17 protein-coding genes are annotated in these 17,406 nt (G+C 45.3%); 14 read left to right on the top strand and 3 right to left on the bottom strand.

The window, feature by feature from the left end; translation table 11 throughout:
* The 3 genes from ACHA8N_RS01805 to ACHA8N_RS01795 all read left to right on the top strand — a co-directional run.
* The coding region (locus ACHA8N_RS01805; RefSeq protein WP_393964533.1) for a BsuPI-related putative proteinase inhibitor at positions 1-539 on the top strand (539 nt) is incomplete at its 5' end.
* A gap of 7 nt (positions 540-546) precedes the next feature.
* On the top strand, positions 547-1,362 hold the full coding sequence (gene nadE, locus ACHA8N_RS01800) for an ammonia-dependent NAD(+) synthetase (RefSeq protein ID WP_393964532.1): 816 nt from the start codon (positions 547-549) through the stop codon (positions 1,360-1,362).
* A gap of 102 nt (positions 1,363-1,464) precedes the next feature.
* Positions 1,465-2,760 carry an FAD-dependent oxidoreductase gene (locus ACHA8N_RS01795; protein WP_393964531.1) on the top strand — a complete coding sequence of 432 codons (1,296 nt, stop codon included), beginning with the start codon at positions 1,465-1,467 and terminating at the stop codon, positions 2,758-2,760.
* Here ACHA8N_RS01795 and ACHA8N_RS01790 read toward each other — a convergent pair.
* The gene (locus ACHA8N_RS01790; protein WP_393964530.1) at positions 2,754-3,146 is read right to left on the bottom strand and encodes a disulfide bond formation protein B; all 393 of its coding nucleotides are present in this window, start codon (positions 3,144-3,146) and stop codon (positions 2,754-2,756) included. The two genes, ACHA8N_RS01795 and ACHA8N_RS01790, sit on opposite strands and share 7 nt — an antisense overlap.
* A 65-nt stretch (positions 3,147-3,211) precedes the next feature.
* Between ACHA8N_RS01790 and ACHA8N_RS01785 the strand changes: the two genes are divergently transcribed.
* From ACHA8N_RS01785 to ACHA8N_RS01765, 5 genes are all read left to right on the top strand, one after another.
* On the top strand, positions 3,212-4,102 hold the full coding sequence (locus tag ACHA8N_RS01785; RefSeq protein WP_393964529.1) for a transcriptional regulator CcpC: 891 nt from the start codon (positions 3,212-3,214) through the stop codon (positions 4,100-4,102).
* The gene (locus ACHA8N_RS01780) at positions 4,086-5,198 is read left to right on the top strand and encodes an N-acetyldiaminopimelate deacetylase (RefSeq protein ID WP_147510766.1); all 1,113 of its coding nucleotides are present in this window, start codon (positions 4,086-4,088) and stop codon (positions 5,196-5,198) included. The genes ACHA8N_RS01785 and ACHA8N_RS01780 overlap by 17 nt, the downstream gene beginning before the upstream one ends.
* Before the next feature lie 221 nt (positions 5,199-5,419).
* Positions 5,420-6,808: a cytochrome ubiquinol oxidase subunit I gene (locus tag ACHA8N_RS01775; RefSeq protein WP_147510767.1), complete on the top strand. Its 1,389-nt coding sequence runs from the start codon at positions 5,420-5,422 to the stop codon at positions 6,806-6,808.
* 12 nt (positions 6,809-6,820) lie between these two features.
* Positions 6,821-7,846, top strand: a complete 1,026-nt coding sequence (locus ACHA8N_RS01770) for a cytochrome d ubiquinol oxidase subunit II (protein WP_147510768.1) — start codon at positions 6,821-6,823, stop codon at positions 7,844-7,846.
* A gap of 159 nt (positions 7,847-8,005) precedes the next feature.
* Positions 8,006-8,674 (top strand): potassium channel family protein, encoded by a 669-nt coding sequence (locus tag ACHA8N_RS01765; protein ID WP_147510769.1) that lies wholly within the window; start codon positions 8,006-8,008, stop codon positions 8,672-8,674.
* 47 nt (positions 8,675-8,721) lie between these two features.
* On the opposite strand, the gene ACHA8N_RS01760 is transcribed toward ACHA8N_RS01765, so the two are convergent.
* Positions 8,722-9,498: a Cof-type HAD-IIB family hydrolase gene (locus tag ACHA8N_RS01760; RefSeq protein ID WP_393964528.1), complete on the bottom strand. Its 777-nt coding sequence runs from the start codon at positions 9,496-9,498 to the stop codon at positions 8,722-8,724.
* A 170-nt stretch (positions 9,499-9,668) separates the two neighbouring features.
* Between ACHA8N_RS01760 and ACHA8N_RS01755 the strand changes: the two genes are divergently transcribed.
* Complete coding sequence (locus ACHA8N_RS01755) at positions 9,669-9,887, top strand: DNA-dependent RNA polymerase subunit epsilon (protein WP_012370884.1); 219 nt, start codon at positions 9,669-9,671, stop codon at positions 9,885-9,887.
* Positions 9,884-11,551 (top strand): ribonuclease J1, encoded by a 1,668-nt coding sequence (rnjA, locus tag ACHA8N_RS01750; protein ID WP_147510771.1) that lies wholly within the window; start codon positions 9,884-9,886, stop codon positions 11,549-11,551. Before ACHA8N_RS01755 ends, rnjA begins: the two co-directional genes overlap by 4 nt.
* Before the next feature lie 49 nt (positions 11,552-11,600).
* Here the strand turns inward: rnjA and def are convergent, their stop codons facing one another.
* Positions 11,601-12,140 carry a peptide deformylase gene (gene def / locus ACHA8N_RS01745; RefSeq protein ID WP_147510772.1) on the bottom strand — a complete coding sequence of 180 codons (540 nt, stop codon included), beginning with the start codon at positions 12,138-12,140 and terminating at the stop codon, positions 11,601-11,603.
* Between the two features lie 378 nt (positions 12,141-12,518).
* On the opposite strand from def, the gene pdhA reads away from it, so the two are divergent.
* The 4 genes from pdhA (at position 12,519) to lpdA (ending at position 17,402) form a co-directional block, all read left to right on the top strand.
* A complete protein-coding gene (pdhA, locus tag ACHA8N_RS01740) occupies positions 12,519-13,601 on the top strand; it encodes a pyruvate dehydrogenase (acetyl-transferring) E1 component subunit alpha (protein WP_012370881.1) in 1,083 nt (360 codons plus the stop codon).
* A gap of 3 nt (positions 13,602-13,604) precedes the next feature.
* Positions 13,605-14,582, top strand: coding sequence for an alpha-ketoacid dehydrogenase subunit beta (locus ACHA8N_RS01735; RefSeq protein WP_026832511.1), 978 nt, complete (start codon positions 13,605-13,607; stop codon positions 14,580-14,582).
* A gap of 99 nt (positions 14,583-14,681) precedes the next feature.
* Positions 14,682-15,986 (top strand): dihydrolipoamide acetyltransferase family protein, encoded by a 1,305-nt coding sequence (locus ACHA8N_RS01730; RefSeq protein WP_393964527.1) that lies wholly within the window; start codon positions 14,682-14,684, stop codon positions 15,984-15,986.
* Positions 15,987-15,989: 3 nt separating this feature from the next.
* The gene (gene lpdA / locus ACHA8N_RS01725) at positions 15,990-17,402 is read left to right on the top strand and encodes a dihydrolipoyl dehydrogenase (RefSeq protein ID WP_026832513.1); all 1,413 of its coding nucleotides are present in this window, start codon (positions 15,990-15,992) and stop codon (positions 17,400-17,402) included.
* Positions 17,403-17,406 lie beyond the last annotated feature (4 nt).

Genomic DNA, 17,406 nt, shown 5'->3' with positions numbered 1-17,406 from the left:
TCCTCCTCTTTTTTGTGCTAAAATCTGTAGTAGAGAAGAGAGGGGACGATGTTTTGAAGTGGATCACCCGGTTATCTTGTCTCGTTTTATTAGCGATCGTTTTCGCAGGTTGTGCGCAACCAGAAAAAAACAGCCAGAATAAACAAACAGCACAAAATGAAGTAACAAGTCAGCCGATGACAATCGCGGTGTCGGCGAAACAATCGGAATCGAGAATCGTAGAAGCGATTGTTTTACTGAAGAATCCAAATGAGCAGGATACGACAGTGACCTTCCCGACGTCCCAGCGATTTGAGTTGCTTGTCAAAGACGAAACGGGAAAAGTGCTGTACACGTTCTCGCAAGAACAAGTATTTACACAAGCGATTGAAAAGGAAACGTTTAAAGCTTTGGAGACTAAGCGATACGAAGTCAGAATCGAGCTTCCGCAGTCTAGTCGAGCGGACCAAATTGAGGCGTCAACGATTCGACAGGTGGAAGGGACGCCTGAATCCGTCATGACCGATCGCCAGAAAATTGAGAATGAAAAAGGAGAGTGAATGTTTCATGCAACAAGACATCATTCAAGTGACGGGCGTCAAGCCGGTCATTCAAGCAGAAGAGGAAATTAAGCAACGCATTCAGTTCTTAAAAGAGTATCTGTTGCACACTGGGGCAAAAGGGTTTGTACTCGGTATTTCGGGTGGACAAGACTCGTCGCTTGCGGGGCGTTTGTGCCAACTGGCGGTCGAAGAGTTGAGAAGCGAAACGGGACGCGACTATCAATTTTATGCCGTCCGTTTGCCGCACGGTCAACAACAAGATGAGTCTGATGCACAACTCGCATTATCCTTCATCCGTCCGGATCATGCGTTACGTGTCGACATCAAACCGGCTGTCGACGCATCAATGGCGTCATTTGAACAAGCAACGGGACAGGAACTGTCTGACTTCAGTAAAGGAAATACAAAGGCAAGGGAACGGATGAAGGTGCAATACGATCTCGCAGCTCACTTTGGTTGTTTAGTTGTCGGAACGGATCATGCTGCAGAGTTCGTGACCGGATTTTATACAAAACACGGAGACGGCGCCTGTGATGTTACACCACTGACAGGGCTCAACAAACGTCAAGGAAAACAGTTACTCCGTCATCTTCAGGCACCAAACGCCCTGATTGAAAAAGTACCGACGGCTGACTTGGAGGACAATCAACCCGGTTTACCGGATGAACAAGCACTCGGTATGACCTATGATGAAATCGATGATTATCTGGAAGGAAAGTCGATTTCGAGCGAAAGTGCCGCGAAATTGGAAGGGCAGTACAAACGAGTGGGGCATAAACACCATATGCCGGTCTCACCTCTTGATGTTTGGTGGAAATGAGTCATCACAAAAAAACGACAGCCGACTGAGCTGTCGTTTTTTTCGTCCATAATCGGGAAAAGAAAAAGGGTAGCATCTTTTTGAAAAGCTGGAGGTGATGAGGTGGAGACGGTTGGAATCATTGGTGGCGGATTAGCAGGTTTGTCAGTGGCTGCTCTTCTCGCACAACAAGGAAAACGAGTTCAGTTGTATGATACCGGTTTGCTAGGCGGGAGAGCGACTTCACAAGTGATCAAAGGCTTTACATTTAATTACGGGGCTCACGCCGTTTATGCACGCGATCAATCGATGTTGCGGACAATTATTAAACAGTTGAAGTTAGATATCACCTGGTTGGATTTTTCGTCCGCAAAAGCAAAATATGAATTTGCAGGTCATCTGACTGCTGCTCCTGCCAATGCAATTGGTCTGTTGAAAACGGAAGTCATCGGTGGAACCGATAAGCTCCGGTTTACATGGGAAGTCGTCAAAACCGTCTTACATCTCGAACAGGGAGACCGAGCGCTATCAATTGGTCAGTGGTTGACCGAACAAAAGGTGGAAGCAGACGTCGCGCGATTGATGCTTGATTTAGCTTCCAGTAATTTTTTCACGGCGGAACCTGAAAACATCCCATCAGACGTCTATTTCAACTATTACAAAAAACTATTTCGAACCCGAAAACCGGTTTCCTATATTGCCGGTGGTTGGCAGGTTCTCATCAATGAACTGGAACGCGTGATCATGCTACACGACGGAACGATTCACCGTAAAACAAAAATTACAGCCATTGAAGAAAGTGACGACGGTTACCGGCTACGCGATCGAAAAAAGGCCGAATGGACCGTCGACCGCATCGTGTTGGCCATCCCACCCCGAGAGATGCGGAAGCTTGCTTTACCGACACCGATTCAGCTGTTCATCGAACCGTATGCCCAATATGAACCGGTTGAAGTTCTTGTCTATGATGTGGGGGTGCATCCTTATATCAAGACACCTTTTTCCTATGTGTATGATCGTACGCACCAATTATTCGTGACGGATTTATCCCATTACGACCCAAGTATCGCGCCAAAAAATGGTCAAGTTCTGCAAGTCGTCGCGTATTTAGTTCATGATCGTGTCGGTGATCCGGATTACTTGAGTAGAAAAGTGCAACAAATCCATCGTCTGCTCGATCAGCATTACGCAGGATGGCGCGAACAGTTGGTGACGGAACGCACGATGAAGCGGGCGATCGTACAAGAAATCAAGTGGAAGATGGGACAAGTTGCTCTGCCTTGCTTCATGGATGAAGAGCGTGAGGAAAAGGTCGCTTTCGTCGGAGATTGGTGTGAAGGAGAAGGGCAGTTATCCGAGTTATCGTTTTCGAGTGCGTATACCGTTGCAGAAGCATGGCAACAAAAAAACGCTCAATGAGCGTTTTTTTGTTGCGGATAAAAGGCGAGACCAACCAAAATCGTAAAAGCAATCAAACTCATCATCGGAATCGTCAAGAAACCGAAATAGTTGACCCATTTGATTAGACAACCATTCGTGCATAGGGCTTCTCCATCCGGTAAACGTTCCAGGACGACATGGTAGGCCGCGACCGCGAAACCGAGTAGCGTGTATAAGCGAATGAAAAAGCGGTCGACCGGACGATTTCGAAAAAGTGAAACGAGCAGGTAAATGGCTGTCGTATACATGAACAGACGTTGCCACCAACATAACGGACAGGGGATGAATCCTCGGACTTCGCTGAAGTACAGACTACCCAAGGTCGCAATCGTTGAGACGATCAACATAAAATGATAGCGTGACATATGTACCTTCCTCTCTAACGTGTTAAACTAATGCCATCTTATATCATGAGGAGTCGAATCATACATTGCAAGTGTCGGAAATGGAAATGTTGATTACGTTATCGGAGGAATTAAACATGAGACGGGCGGCGGAGCGGCTTTTCGTGTCGCAACCTGCCCTCAGTCAACGTCTCGTCGCGATTGAGCGGCGCTGGGCGACGAAGTTGTTCATTCGTTCGTCCCGTGGTCTCAGCATCACCCCTCAAGGGGAGAAGGTCATCGGACTCGCCAAAGAAATGAATCGCAAAGAATTAGAATTAAAAAGTGAATTGACGGCAGAAGAAGGCGCAGTCTACGGGACACTTCGAATTGCAGTGGCTTCCATCATGGGACAATACTGGTTGCCACGCGTCTTAAAACGCTTTGTTGAACGATATCCGCACGTCCGTGTCCAACTCGTCACAGGATGGTCGAGTGAAATGATGCGTCATATGTTGGAAGAACATTTTCATATCGGCATCATTCGCGGGAATCCCGACTGGAAAGGCGTCAAAGAACGACTGTTCTCTGACCCGCTCTACCTGGTCGACAGCGAATTAACATTTCTGGAACAACTACGAAAAACAGAACGGCCGTTCATTCAATTTAAAAGTGATTCAACGTACTATCAAGAAATTTTGGAATGGTGGCAAGATCGTTTTTCTAGTCCGCCAGCCCGGACACTCGTCGTTGACCAGATTGAGACGTGCAAACAGATGGCGCTTCATGGAATCGGATTCGCTATCCTGCCCGAATCGACGATTCATGAAGCGCGCGACGTAATGAAAATTCCGTTGAAGACGTCATCCGGAAAAATTTTAAAACGCGACACTTGGATTTTGTCGACAGAGTCGATGCTTGAGTTAAAACAAGTCCAGGCGTTTTGGGACATTGTCAAAGAAGAAGGAGGAAGTCAGTCAGATGGAATACGCAATTGAAATGCGGCGAGAACTTCATAAAATACCGGAACCGGGATTCAAGGAGTTTAAAACGCAAGCTTTTATTCTCGATCAAATCCGTTCTTATCCGGCGGATCGGGTCAGTTATGACACGTTCGAAACGGGGGTGTTCGTTCGTGTGAAAGGATTGACAGGAAACCGGACAATCGGGTATCGGGCGGATATTGACGGCTTGCCGATCGAAGAAGCAACAGGGTTGCCGTTTGGCTCCGAACATCCGGGGTTCATGCATGCCTGTGGACATGATGTTCATGCATCCATCGCCTTAGGTTTGCTGCGCCGGATCGTTGAGCTTCCGATTATGGACGATGTCGTTTTCCTCTTCCAACCGGCAGAAGAAGGACCGGGTGGAGCGGAACCGATGATCAAGAGTCCATTGTTTGAAAAATATCGTCCGAGTGAGATGTACGGGCTGCATGTCGCACCGGAATACCCGGTCGGTACCATTGCGAGTCGGCCTGGTGTATTGTTTGCCAGCGCACGAGAAGTCCATATTACGATTTATGGTCAAAGTGGTCATGCCGCTTTCCCACACCTGACAATTGATACAGTCGTGGCCCAAGCGGCTTTAATTATGCAACTTCAGACGATTATCAGCCGGTCCATCAATCCGATGAACTGTGGTGTCATTACGATTGGTAAAGTTGATGCCGGAATCCGTGAAAATGTTATTGCCGGTCGAGCATTACTCGACGGAACGATGCGGGCGCTTAACGGTGCGGATATGGAGAAGTTGGAGCAACGTGTCCGGGATATTGTCCGCGGTATCGAAGCTTCGTTTGGTGTGAAGATTGATCTCCAGTTCGGCAATCGTTACTACGAAGTCGTCAACGATCAAAAAATTGTGGATAAATTTTCGTCCTTCGTTAAAATGAACGCTACTTATGTGGAATGTGATGCCGCGATGACGGGAGAAGATTTCGGTTTCATGTTAAAAGAAATCCCGGGCATGATGTTTTGGCTCGGAGTCAATAATGCAACGTCCGGATTGCACCAACCGACCTTAAATCCAGATGAAGAGGCTATCCCCTTCGTGATTAATTTACTAGATCATTATTTCCGCGAATACGTCTAAACAAAAGACGTGACAATCAGCCTTTTATTCATGAAAAAATGAATAAAGGGCTTTCATTTTATAGAAGAGAACAGTTTTCGAACGTTTTGTGAAATTAATCACGTGTATATGTGAACAATTTGTTACATCAAACATTAAGAACAGACACAAATGATTATGTTCTCTATGATACGGATATAAACAATATATAGAAGTATGTTTAGAAAGAGGGGGCTATACACATGTTCAATGATCCAGTCATGCTCAGTCGATTATTGACAGGGCTCACATTAGCATTCCACATCATCTTTGCGACGATTGGAGTAGGGGTTCCATTGATGGTACTCGCAGCAGAGTACATCGGAATTAAACGAAAAGATTCAGACTATATTCTGTTAGCACGACGTTGGACGCGCGGTTATATCGTAACGGTAGCGGTCGGTGTCGTGACCGGAACGGCGATTGGATTACAATTATCGCTCTTATGGCCGTCTTTGATGCAAGTTGCCGGTCAAACGATTGCCTTACCGCTCTTTATGGAAACATTTGCTTTCTTCTTTGAAGCGATTTTCCTCGGTATTTACCTCTACACATGGGATCGTTTCAAAAACCCATGGTTACACTGGTTGATCGGGATTCCTGTCGTCATTGGTGCGACGTTATCCGCTTTCTTCATTACGACGGTCAACTCGTTCATGAACTCGCCAGAAGGATTTAAAATCGTTAACGGAACGTTGACACAAATCGAACCGTTAAAAGCAATGTTCAATACGGCGACACCAACAAAAGCGACACACGTCATCGTCTCTGCCTATCTGACGGTAGCCTTCATTTTGGCAGCGATCGCGGCTTTCCATCTTCTTCGGAAAAAAACATTGTCGGCAGCCGAAACGGCATATCACAAAAAAGCCCTTCGCTTAACAGTCATGGCCGGTTTGATTTTTGCGTTCTCGACAGCACTTGTCGGAGACTTCTCGGGAAAATATTTAGCCAAATACCAGCCGGAAAAATTAGCGGCTGCAGAGTGGCATTTTGAAACGACAAGTGAAGCCGAACTGATTTTCGGTGGTATTTTAGATGAACAAGAAGACGGCAGTTATGAAATCAAAGGGGCCGTCAAAATTCCGTATGCACTATCGATTCTTGCAGGCGGAGCACCTGATACGGAAGTTATCGGTTTAAATGAGTTTGCGAAAGAGGACCAAGCACCACTGTTTGTCCACTATTTCTTTGATATCATGGTATCAATCGGAATGTACTTGGCCGCCGTATCCGCGCTGTTTGTACTGGCATTCCGCCTCAAAAAGCTGAATCCGTATAACAAGTGGTTATTACGTGGTATCTTCATCGGTGGACCACTTGCCATCGTTTCGATTGAAGCAGGATGGATGTATGCAGAAATCGGGCGTCAACCATGGACCCTCTATGGTATTATGAGAACGGCTGATGCGGCAACGACATCGACAGCCGTCGGACCGATGTTGATTTTGTTCAGTTTACTTTATCTGTTGCTCGGAACGATCTGTACAGTCGTCTTGCTTCGGATGTTTAAAAATAACCCTGTCGGTAAAGAACTCGCGGATGATCATCATACACGTGGTGAAGCGATGTTTGCGGACGACAATAAATAAGGAGGGAACGAGTTGGACATTCAAACACTTGGAATAACCGTACTTTGGACGTTCCTTTATGGATATCTCATCGTTGCCTCAATTGACTTCGGTGCCGGTTTTTACGCGTTCTATTCAAAATATACAAAACGGGATCATTTAACGAATCGTCTGATTCTGCGATACCTTTCACCGGTCTGGGAAGTGACGAACGTCTTCTTCGTCTTCTTCTTTGTCGGACTCGTCGGATTCTTTCCGGATACGGCTTATTATTACGGGACAGCTCTACTTGTTCCAGCCTCAATCGTCTTAGTGTTGATTGCGATTCGTGGTAGCTTTTATGCCTTTGCCAACTATGGTTCGAACGACAGCATGTTCTATACGTTCTTATACGGAGCGACAGGATTGTTAATTCCAGCAGCAATGTCGACTACTTTGACAATCAGTCAAGGTGGCTTCATTCGTAAAACAAATGAGACGGTGGAGTTCTTGGGAACAAAACTGTTTACGAACTTTTATTCTTGGACGGTTGTTGCGCTCGCCATCGTTTCCGTTCTGTACATCAGTGCGATGTTCCTTCTGTTTTATGCGGATAAAGCAAAAGACGAGAACGCGACACCACTCATTCGTAAATGGGCGTTGTTCTGGAGTATTCCAACGATTGTCGTCTGTGCACTTGTTTTCTTCGGTTTGAAAAATCAGGCTGCTTGGCATTATGAAAATATTTTGAACGGCAACTGGTGGTGGTTCGCAGCAAGTTTCTTGTTCTTCTGTATTGCGGTCACGCTCATCTATTTGAAAAAGAACTACGGGATTGCCTTTATTGCCGTTATGGCTCAGTACGGTGTCGCTTGGTTCGGATATGGATATACCCATCTTCCGTACATTTTGTACCCCTATATTGACATCAATAAAGCAGTCGTCAACGAAACGATGGCAACAGCACTCGTCGTCGTTTTCATCTTCGGATTATTGTTATTGATTCCGGCTCTGTATTTGATTCTCCGACTCTTCTTGTTTGACAACGATTATGTCAGTGGGAAAAAATCGAAATCCTGATCCTGAAAACCAAGTGTGCCGTCTGCAAAAAGATGGCACACTTTTTTTGCCGTTTCGTAAAAAAAGTAGGGGGAAACGGCATCATAAAAGCGTTCATAGCAATTTAAAGGGGAATCGGGTACACTACTACTGAAGCAGAAATATGAAGGAGAGTTGAACATGAATGGAGAGTTTGCAGTAATCGGTTTAGGACGATTCGGGGGATCGATTGTTCGAGAGCTATCGAAAAACGGATATGATGTTTTAGCGATCGATTCAGATGAAGAACGCGTTAACGAATACATGGGGATTGCGACGCATTCCGTCATCGCTGATACGACGGATGAGAATGTCTTAAAAAGTCTCGGCATTCGTAATTTTGATCATGTTATCGTTGCGATCGGTGAAAACATCCAAGCATCGATTTTAACAACTTTAATTTTGAAGGAACTCGGCGTCCAGTCGATTACTGTTAAGGCGACAAATGACTACCATGAAAAAGTACTGAGGAAAATTGGTGCTGATTTCATCGTTCACCCTGAGCGGGACATGGGTGTCCGGATTGCAAATGGACTGATGAGTTCCAACATCTTAGATTATCTTGACCTATCACAAGAGTTTTCGATCGTGGAGATTAAAGTCAGTGATCGGATGGCAAACCAGACATTAATTGATTTGGATTTACGGAGTAAATACGGAGCGAACGTCGTTGCAATCAAGCGAGGGGAAAACGTCATGATTTCCTTACAGGCGGACGAGTTGATTGAAAAAGGGGATTACTTAGTCGTCATTGGTGAAAATGACGACTTGGATCGACTGGAACGCGCGATTCATAAAGTAAGAAACTGATGAAAAAAGGCTGAGGAATCGCTCCTCAGCCTTTTCAATCCTGGTCGTTAAATCAGTTGAAACTCTTTAAGACCGTAAGCGATTCCGTCTTCGAGAATGTGTTTCGTGACGAAATCTGCGGCCGCCTTTGTTTCCTCAAGACCGTTGGCCATCGCGATGCCCGTCCCGACATAACGTAACATTTCTAAATCATTTAATGCATCCCCAAACGCAAATGTATCTTCGCGCCGGATGTTCGTCAGCTTCAGGAATTGTTTGATGCCGTCTGCCTTTGACGAACCGACGTTGATGACGTCCATGGCGTTCGGATGCCAGCGGATGAAATCAAAAGCTTCGTAGTTTTGAACATACTCCGCTTCTTCTTCTGCCGTGCAGTAGACAAGTGTTTGGAAGACGTCATGTGTCTTAAGGGCATGTTCTTCAAATACCGGTAAAGGAATGTCTAGTTCGCCAAGCGACTCCTGGACCAATTGATCGGATGGCTTCGTTGAGAATCCTTGCGTTTCACCCAAATAGACGAGTGTATGATTATTTTTTTGTGCGCGGGCTGTCAAATGCTCGAGATCTGCAATCGGTTGTGGTCGTCTGTAAATGACCTCATCTTGATGAACGACAATTTGACCATTGTAACCAATGATCGTGTCGATATTCAATAGTTCACGTACACCGGACAACATCGCCGGACCCCGTCCGGTCGCGATGGCGACATATACACCATTCGTTTGTAGCTGTTTAATTGCTTGTTTGGTCGACTCTGGAACAAAATGACCATCGTGAAGTAAGGTTCCATCGATATCGAAAAAGACGACTTTCTGATTTGCCATGGTTTCACCTTCTCTTTTTAATTGGCTGTTCAGCCGGATACATGTGGAATTATAGCATAGCGTTAACGTTTACGCCGACCTTGGATTAGGAATAGGATGAAAAAATAGTAGGATATCGTGTATACTAATCTAAGGACAAAAAACAATGGACTGATAAGGAGTTGCTAAACATGATTTTTAAAGTATTTTATCAACCGCTTCGTTCAGAAGCCCCGGTACGGGAACGGACAGAAGTGATGTATGTTGAGGGAGAGAACATTCGTGAAGTGCGAACAGCGATTGATCACCTCATCAAAGAAATCAATGTCGAATTCATCCGTGAGTTAAGCGGAGAATTTTTGGAATATGAAAAACTAAGCCCAGACTATAAGGTTGAAACGTTCGCATGAAATTTGTTAAAAACCATCAAGCAGCCGTCTTCGCACTCGGCGGCTTAGGAGAAATCGGGAAGAATACGTACGTCGTTCAGTTTCAAGATGAGATCATCGTCATCGACGCCGGCGTCATGTTCCCTGAAGATGAATTACTTGGGATCGACTATGTCATTCCAGATTACACGTATTTGATCAAAAACAAAGACAAGGTAAAAGGAGTCTTCATCACCCACGGTCACGAAGACCATATTGGGGGACTGCCATTTTTACTTAAGCAGGTCAACTTACCAATCTATGCTGGGAAAATTGCACTTGGTCTCATTAAAGTAAAACTCGAAGAACACGGTTTATTACGGACGGCCGAGTTACATGAGATTGATGAGGATTCCATCATCAAATTCCGTAAAACGAGCATTTCGTTTTTCCGGACAACACACTCGATTCCAAACTCGTTTGGAGTCGTCGTCAAAACACCGCAAGGCAATATCGTCCATACGGGTGATTTTAAATTTGATTTCACGCCGGTCGGGGAACCAGCTGATTTGACGAAGATGGCAGAACTCGGCAAGGAAGGTGTTCTTTGCTTGCTGTCTGACTCGACGAATGCCGAGATTGAAGGATTTACAATGAGCGAACGCGTCGTCGGAGATACAATCTCAAACATCTTCCGTAAAGCGGAAGGTCGGATTATCTTTGCGACCTTTGCTTCTAATATCTATCGTCTGCAACAAGTTGTTAATGCATCGGTCGAAGCCGGACGTAAAATCGTCGTCTTCGGACGGAGTATGGATAAAGTCATGATGATTGGTCAGGAGCTTGATTTCATTAAAGCACCAAAAGGAACAATTATTGAGCCAAACGAGATGAAACGATATAAATCAAATGAATTGACGATTCTTTGTACGGGATCACAAGGGGAACCGATGGCAGCTCTCAGCCGAATCGCCAACGGGACACACCGTCAGATTTCCATCATTCCGGATGATTTAGTCATCTTCTCGTCGTCCCCTATTCCAGGAAACGTCGTTTCTGTCGGAAAAACAATTAATCAATTGTACAAAGCGGGCGCGGACGTCATGTATGGCAAGCTGAATGACATCCATACATCAGGTCACGGCAGCCAACAAGAACAATTGTTGATGCTTCGTCTGTTGCAACCCAAATACTTCATGCCGATTCATGGAGAATACCGCATGTTGAAAAAACACATGTCACTTGCGATGGACGCCGGTGTACCGGAAGAAAACTGTTTCGTCATGGATAATGGTGAAGTATTAGCACTCGATGCTAATGCTGCAGCGATTACCGGCAAAATTCAGGCAAATGCCGTCTATGTAGATGGAAAAGGGATTGGAGATATTGGTAATATCGTCCTGCGCGACCGGCGCATTCTTTCGGAAGAAGGTCTCGTCGTCGTCGTCGTGACACTCGATTCGAAAACCAATCGTCTCGTTTCAGGACCAGACATCATCTCACGCGGATTCGTCTACATGCGTGAATCAGGAAACCTGATTAAAGATGCAGAACGTTTGCTGAAACGTTCGCTTGAACAATCGTTAGCGAACCGAAACACGAAATGGACGGATATCAAGCAAGTCATCAACGACACGTTGACACCTTACTTGACAGAAAAAACACAACGTCATCCGATGGTCATGCCGATCATCATGGAAGTATAACAAAAAAAGACATTTCCACATCGTGGGAATGTCTTTTTGTATGCGTTTCTCAGAGCGGTGAACCGTAATCCTTGAACGGCTCCTTGTTATCGATTCGGTCATAGAACATGATACCGTCCAAGTGATCGTATTCATGCTGACAGACGACTGCTTTTAATCCTTTTAATCTTAATTTTACCGGATTTCCGTTATGATCGATGCCAGACAGGGTAATACGCATATAGCGCGGTACATGACCTTCTACTTCCCGGTCAACGGATAAACAGCCTTCGCCGCCGGCAAGATACGTTTGTTCAACGGAATGACTGACGATTTTAGGATTATAGATCCCGAACTCGAGAATGTCATCCCCGTCTTGTAAACGAACGGCGAACATTCGTTTATTGACTCCAATCTGAGGAGCGGCTAATCCGATCCCGCTACGCAAATCATATTTTTCAGCTAATTCATCGTCTTGACTGTTGGATAAATATTCCATCATAAGACGCATCGTTTCTTTATCTTCCTCACTCAGTGGGAAGGTAACATCGACAGATCGTTCGTGAAGCGAAGGTACGTCTTCCCGGACAATCTCATTCATGGTAATCATGAACAGCACCCCTTTCATCTAAAAAAATTATAGCATATCAAAGGAGGAATATTAATAACTAACACAGCTGTGAATTGATGAATAGTACAGAAGTAAAGGCGTTCTTCGAATGTGAGGTCATTCACAAGAACATCCGCTAAAAAAAATAAAACATTTCCTTTGATTTTATGGGTGTTACAGTTTTATACTTGTAACGTAATGAACAAGACATGCATTTATGTCTCGTCATGTTAATACAGTTTACTCAACTGGATAGGTACACAGATATATGTTCAAGAAAAGGTCATACGGGACTTCATTTTTTGAACACTATTCGTATGTGAGCAAATCAGTCAGAGGAATATTTCGCTGAGCACAGTGAAAGGATGAGGTGAAAAGATGAACTTAAACATGTTTAAAAACGTGGAAGAAAACTTTGAAACATTCCGCATTCTGGATGAGAAAGGTGAAGTCGTCAACAAAGACGCTATGCCGGACCTCTCAGATGAAGAGCTTACGGAATTAATGCGTCGTCTCGTCTACACACGTATTTGGGACCAACGCGCAATCTCACTCAACCGTCAAGGACGTCTTGGTTTCTATGCGCCAGTCGCAGGACAAGAAGCGTCAATGATCGGTTCACAATTCGCTTTAGATAAAGATGACTGGATCCTTCCAGGTTACCGTGATATTCCGCAAATGGTCTTCCACGGTTTCCCGCTTTATAAAGCATTCTTGTTCTCACGTGGACACATCACAGGCGGTAAGATTCCTGAAGGTGTAAACGTCTTAATGCCACAGATCATCATCGGTGCACAAATCGTGCAGGCTGCTGGTGTTGCACTCGGTCTTAAGAAAAGTGGAAAAGAACAAGTCGCAATCACTTACACAGGTGATGGCGGATCATCACAAGGTGACTTCTACGAAGGTATGAACTTTGCCGGAGCATTCAAAGCACCTGCGATCTTCGTTGTCCAAAACAACCGTTTTGCGATTTCGACACCGGTTGAAAAACAATCGATGGCGAAAACAATCGCGCAAAAAGCTGTTGCAGCGGGTATCAACGGAATTCAAGTTGACGGAATGGATGTTCTTGCCGTCTACGCAGCAACAAAACAAGCTCGTGTTGAAGCACTGAACGGTGTACCGACATTGATCGAAACACTCACATATCGTTACGGACCACATACACTTGCTGGAGATGACCCAACACGTTACCGTACAAAAGATATGGACGATGAGTATCAAGCACAAGATCCACTCGTTCGTTTCCGTGCGTTCATGGAAACAAAAGGTCTTTGGAACGAAGACAAAGAAAACGAAGTGATTGAACAAGCAAAAGCGGATGTTAAAGAAGCACTCGCTCAAGCAGATAAAGAACCAAAACAAAAAGTAACAGACTTCATCAACGTGATGGCTGAAAAGTTACCACAAAACCTGCAAGAGCAGCTTGATGAGTATACAGCAAAGGAGTCGAAATAACCCATGGCACAAATGACGATGATCCAAGCGATCACTGACGCAATGCGCGTCGAGATGAAACGCGACGAGCAAGTTCTCTTGTTCGGTGAAGACGTCGGTAAAAACGGTGGGGTATTCCGTGCGACAGAAGGTCTTCAAGACGAATTAGGCGAAGACCGTGTCTTCGATACACCACTTGCCGAGTCTGGTATTGGTGGTCTTGCAGTCGGATTCAGCTTGACTGGTTTCCGTCCAATCATGGAAATCCAATTCTTCGGATTCGTATTCGAAGTATTTGATTCTGTAGCGGCACAACTCGCACGTTTACGTTACCGTTCAGGCGGCACGTACAGCGCACCTGTCACAATCCGTTCACCATTCGGTGGCGGTGTTAAAACACCTGAGCTTCATGCAGATAACTTGGAAGGATTAATGGCTCAGTCACCAGGACTTAAAGTCGTCATCCCTTCAACTCCGTATGATGCAAAAGGTCTTTTGATCGCATCAATCCGTGATAACGATCCAGTTGTGTTCCTTGAGCACATGAAACTGTACCGTTCATTCCGCGGTGAAGTACCAGAGGGCGATTACACGATCGAACTCGGAAAAGCAGACATCAAACGTGAAGGTACTGACGTGACGATCGTAACGTACGGTGCAATGGTTCACGCATCACTTAAAGCAGCTGAAGAGCTCGAAAAAGAAAACATCAGCGTTGAAATCATCGACTTGATGACAATCAGCCCGATTGACATCGACACAATCGTTGCATCAGTTAAGAAAACGAACCGTGTTGTCGTCGTTCAAGAAGCTCAGAAACAAGCAGGTGTGGCTGCAATGGTCGCAACTGAAATTCAAGAGCGCGCAATTCTTGATCTTGAAGCACCGATTCTTCGTGTAGCGGCTCCTGATACAATCTTCCCATTCGCACAAGGTGAAGATGCATGGCTCCCGGACCACAAAGATATCGTTGAAAAAGTGAAAACAGTTTACAATTTCTAAGCGTGAACCGGAAAAAAGGAGAGAGGCAATTCTCTCCTTGCTTCCGTTTTAAAGATAACAATCGACTTTGAAGAGTGAAATAAAAGGAGGCTAATTCAAATGGGTTTATTTGAATTCAAATTACCGGATATCGGTGAGGGTATTCACGAAGGTGAAATCGTAAAGTGGTTCGTTAAAGCAGGCGACACGGTCAAAGAAGATGACATTCTTCTTGAAGTCCAAAACGATAAAGCAGTCGTTGAAATCCCGTCACCAGTTGATGGCACAGTTAAAGAAGTAACAGTAGACGAAGGTGTCGTAGCCGTCGTTGGCGACGTATTGATCACATTCGACGTTGAAGGTGAAGGCTCAGCTCCTTCTGAAGAAGAAGCTCCAGAACAACCTAAAGCAGCAGATAACGCAAAAGATGTCCAAGACACAGACAGCAAAGTCGAAGACAAGCCAACAGAAGTTCAAATCCATAAATCAGAACGCGTCATCGCGATGCCTTCAGTACGTAAGTATGCGCGTGAAAAAGGCGTAGACATCCGTGAAGTTCAAGGTTCTGGTGACAACGGTCGTGTTGTCAAAGAAGACATCGATGCATTCGCAAACGGTGGACAATCTTCTGCTTCAGCTACACCAGCAACAGAAGAAAAAGCACCAGCGGCACAAGCTTCAGCATCTAAATCTGAAGTGAAACCTTACGTTGCGGCTCAGCCTGAACTTGAAACACGCGAGAAGATCAAAGGAATCCGTAAAGCGATTTCGAAAGCAATGGTCAACTCGAAACACACAGCTCCACACGTAACGTTGATGGACGAAGTCGATGTAACGAATCTTGTTGCTCTTCGCAAAAACTTCAAAGAAGTTGCAGCGGCACAAGGTACGAAATTGACATACCTTCCATTCGTCGTGAAAGCATTGACAGCAGCGGCTAAGAAATACCCTGCCATCAACGCATCAATCGACGATGTCAACGAAGAAGTCGTTTACAAAAACTACTTCAACATCGGTATCGCAGCAGACACAGACAACGGTCTTGTTGTTCCTGTCGTCAAAGATGCGGACCGTAAATCAATCTTCGCATTAGCAGACAACATCAACGATCTTGCTGGTAAAGCACGCGAAGGTAAACTTTCTGGTGAGGAAATGAAAGGCGGATCGATCACGATTACAAACATCGGTTCTGCTGGCGGACAATGGTTCACACCGGTCATCAACCACCCAGAAGTTGCAATTCTCGGAATCGGCCGTATTGCTGAAAAAGCAGTCGTCAAAAACGGTGAAATCGTTGCGGCACCAGTACTCGCTCTTTCATTCAGCTTTGACCACCGTCTCATTGATGGTGCAACTGCACAAAACGCGCTTAACTTGGTTAAACGCTTGTTGAACGACCCACAACTTCTCATTATGGAGGGATAAGCAATGGTAGTAGGTGAATTCGCACAAGAAACAGATTTACTCGTAATCGGGGCTGGCCCTGGTGGTTACGTCGCTGCAATCCGCGGTGCGCAACTTGGACTTAAAGTAACAATCGTCGAACGTGAAAACGTCGGTGGTGTTTGTTTAAACGTCGGATGTATCCCATCAAAAGCCTTGATCACAGCTGGACATAACTTCCAACACGCAAAAGGTTCTGACTCAATGGGAATCACGTCTGAAAACGTTGCAGTCGATTTCTCAAAAGTTCAATCTTGGAAACAGTCTGTCGTCAACAAATTGACTGGCGGTGTTGGTGGCCTTCTTAAAGGTAACAACGTCGAGACAGTTGTTGGGGAAGCGTACTTCCAATCTGAAGATACAGTTCGTATCATCAACGAAGATTCTTCTACACCTTACAAATTCAAAAAATGTATCATCGCAACAGGTTCGACTCCAATCGAACTTCCAGCATTCAAATGGTCAAAACGTGTCCTTTCTTCAACAGGAGCTTTGAACCTTCCTGAACTTCCGAAAAAACTCATCGTCATCGGTGGAGGATACATCGGAATGGAGCTCGGAACAGCGTATGCAAACTTTGATACTGAAGTTGTCATCTTAGAAGGAACAAAAGATATCCTTTCTGGGTTCGAGCCGGCAATGACGCAAGTCGTCAAGAAAAAGCTCAAACAAAAAGGAAACATCACGATTCACAACGAAGCACTTGCACAAAGTGTTGAAGAGACAGAAGAAGGCGTGAAAGTTACGTTTGAAGTCAAAGGTGAAACACAAACTGTCGAAGCGGACTATGTCCTCGTCACAGTTGGTCGCCGCCCGAACACATCTGATCTCGGTCTTGAAATGGCAGAAGTCAAAGTCAGCGAACGCGGACTTGTTGAAATCGACGATCAGTGCCGTACGTCGAACGAAAACATCTACGCAATCGGTGACATCGTTCCTGGACCACCACTTGCACACAAAGCTTCATTCGAAGCGAAAATCGCTGCTGAAGCGGCTGCTGGACACCCGGCATACCTCGACTACAGTGCGATTCCTGCGGTTGTCTTCACAGACCCAGAACTCGCAACGGTCGGTTATACAGAAGCGCAAGCAAAAGAAGAAGGTCTTGATTACCTCGCTTCTAAATTCCCTTACGCTGCAAACGGACGTGCTCTTGCACTCAACGAGCCGGACGGCTTCTTGAAAATGATCACACGTAAATCAGACGGTCTCTTGATCGGTGCTCAAATCGCTGGTACAGGCGCATCTGACATGATCGCAGAGATGGGACTCGCAATCGAGTCTGGAATGACTGCTGAAGATATCGCACTCACAATCCATGCACACCCTTCACTCGGTGAAATCGCAATGGAAACAGCTGAAGTAGCAATCGGAAGCCCAATCCACATCATTAAATAAGTCA

It is taken from the genome of Exiguobacterium sp. S22-S28 (assembly GCF_043359615.1).
Classification (GTDB): domain Bacteria; phylum Bacillota; class Bacilli; order Exiguobacteriales; family Exiguobacteriaceae; genus Exiguobacterium_A.
This window is presented reverse-complemented; position numbering and strand designations above follow the sequence as displayed.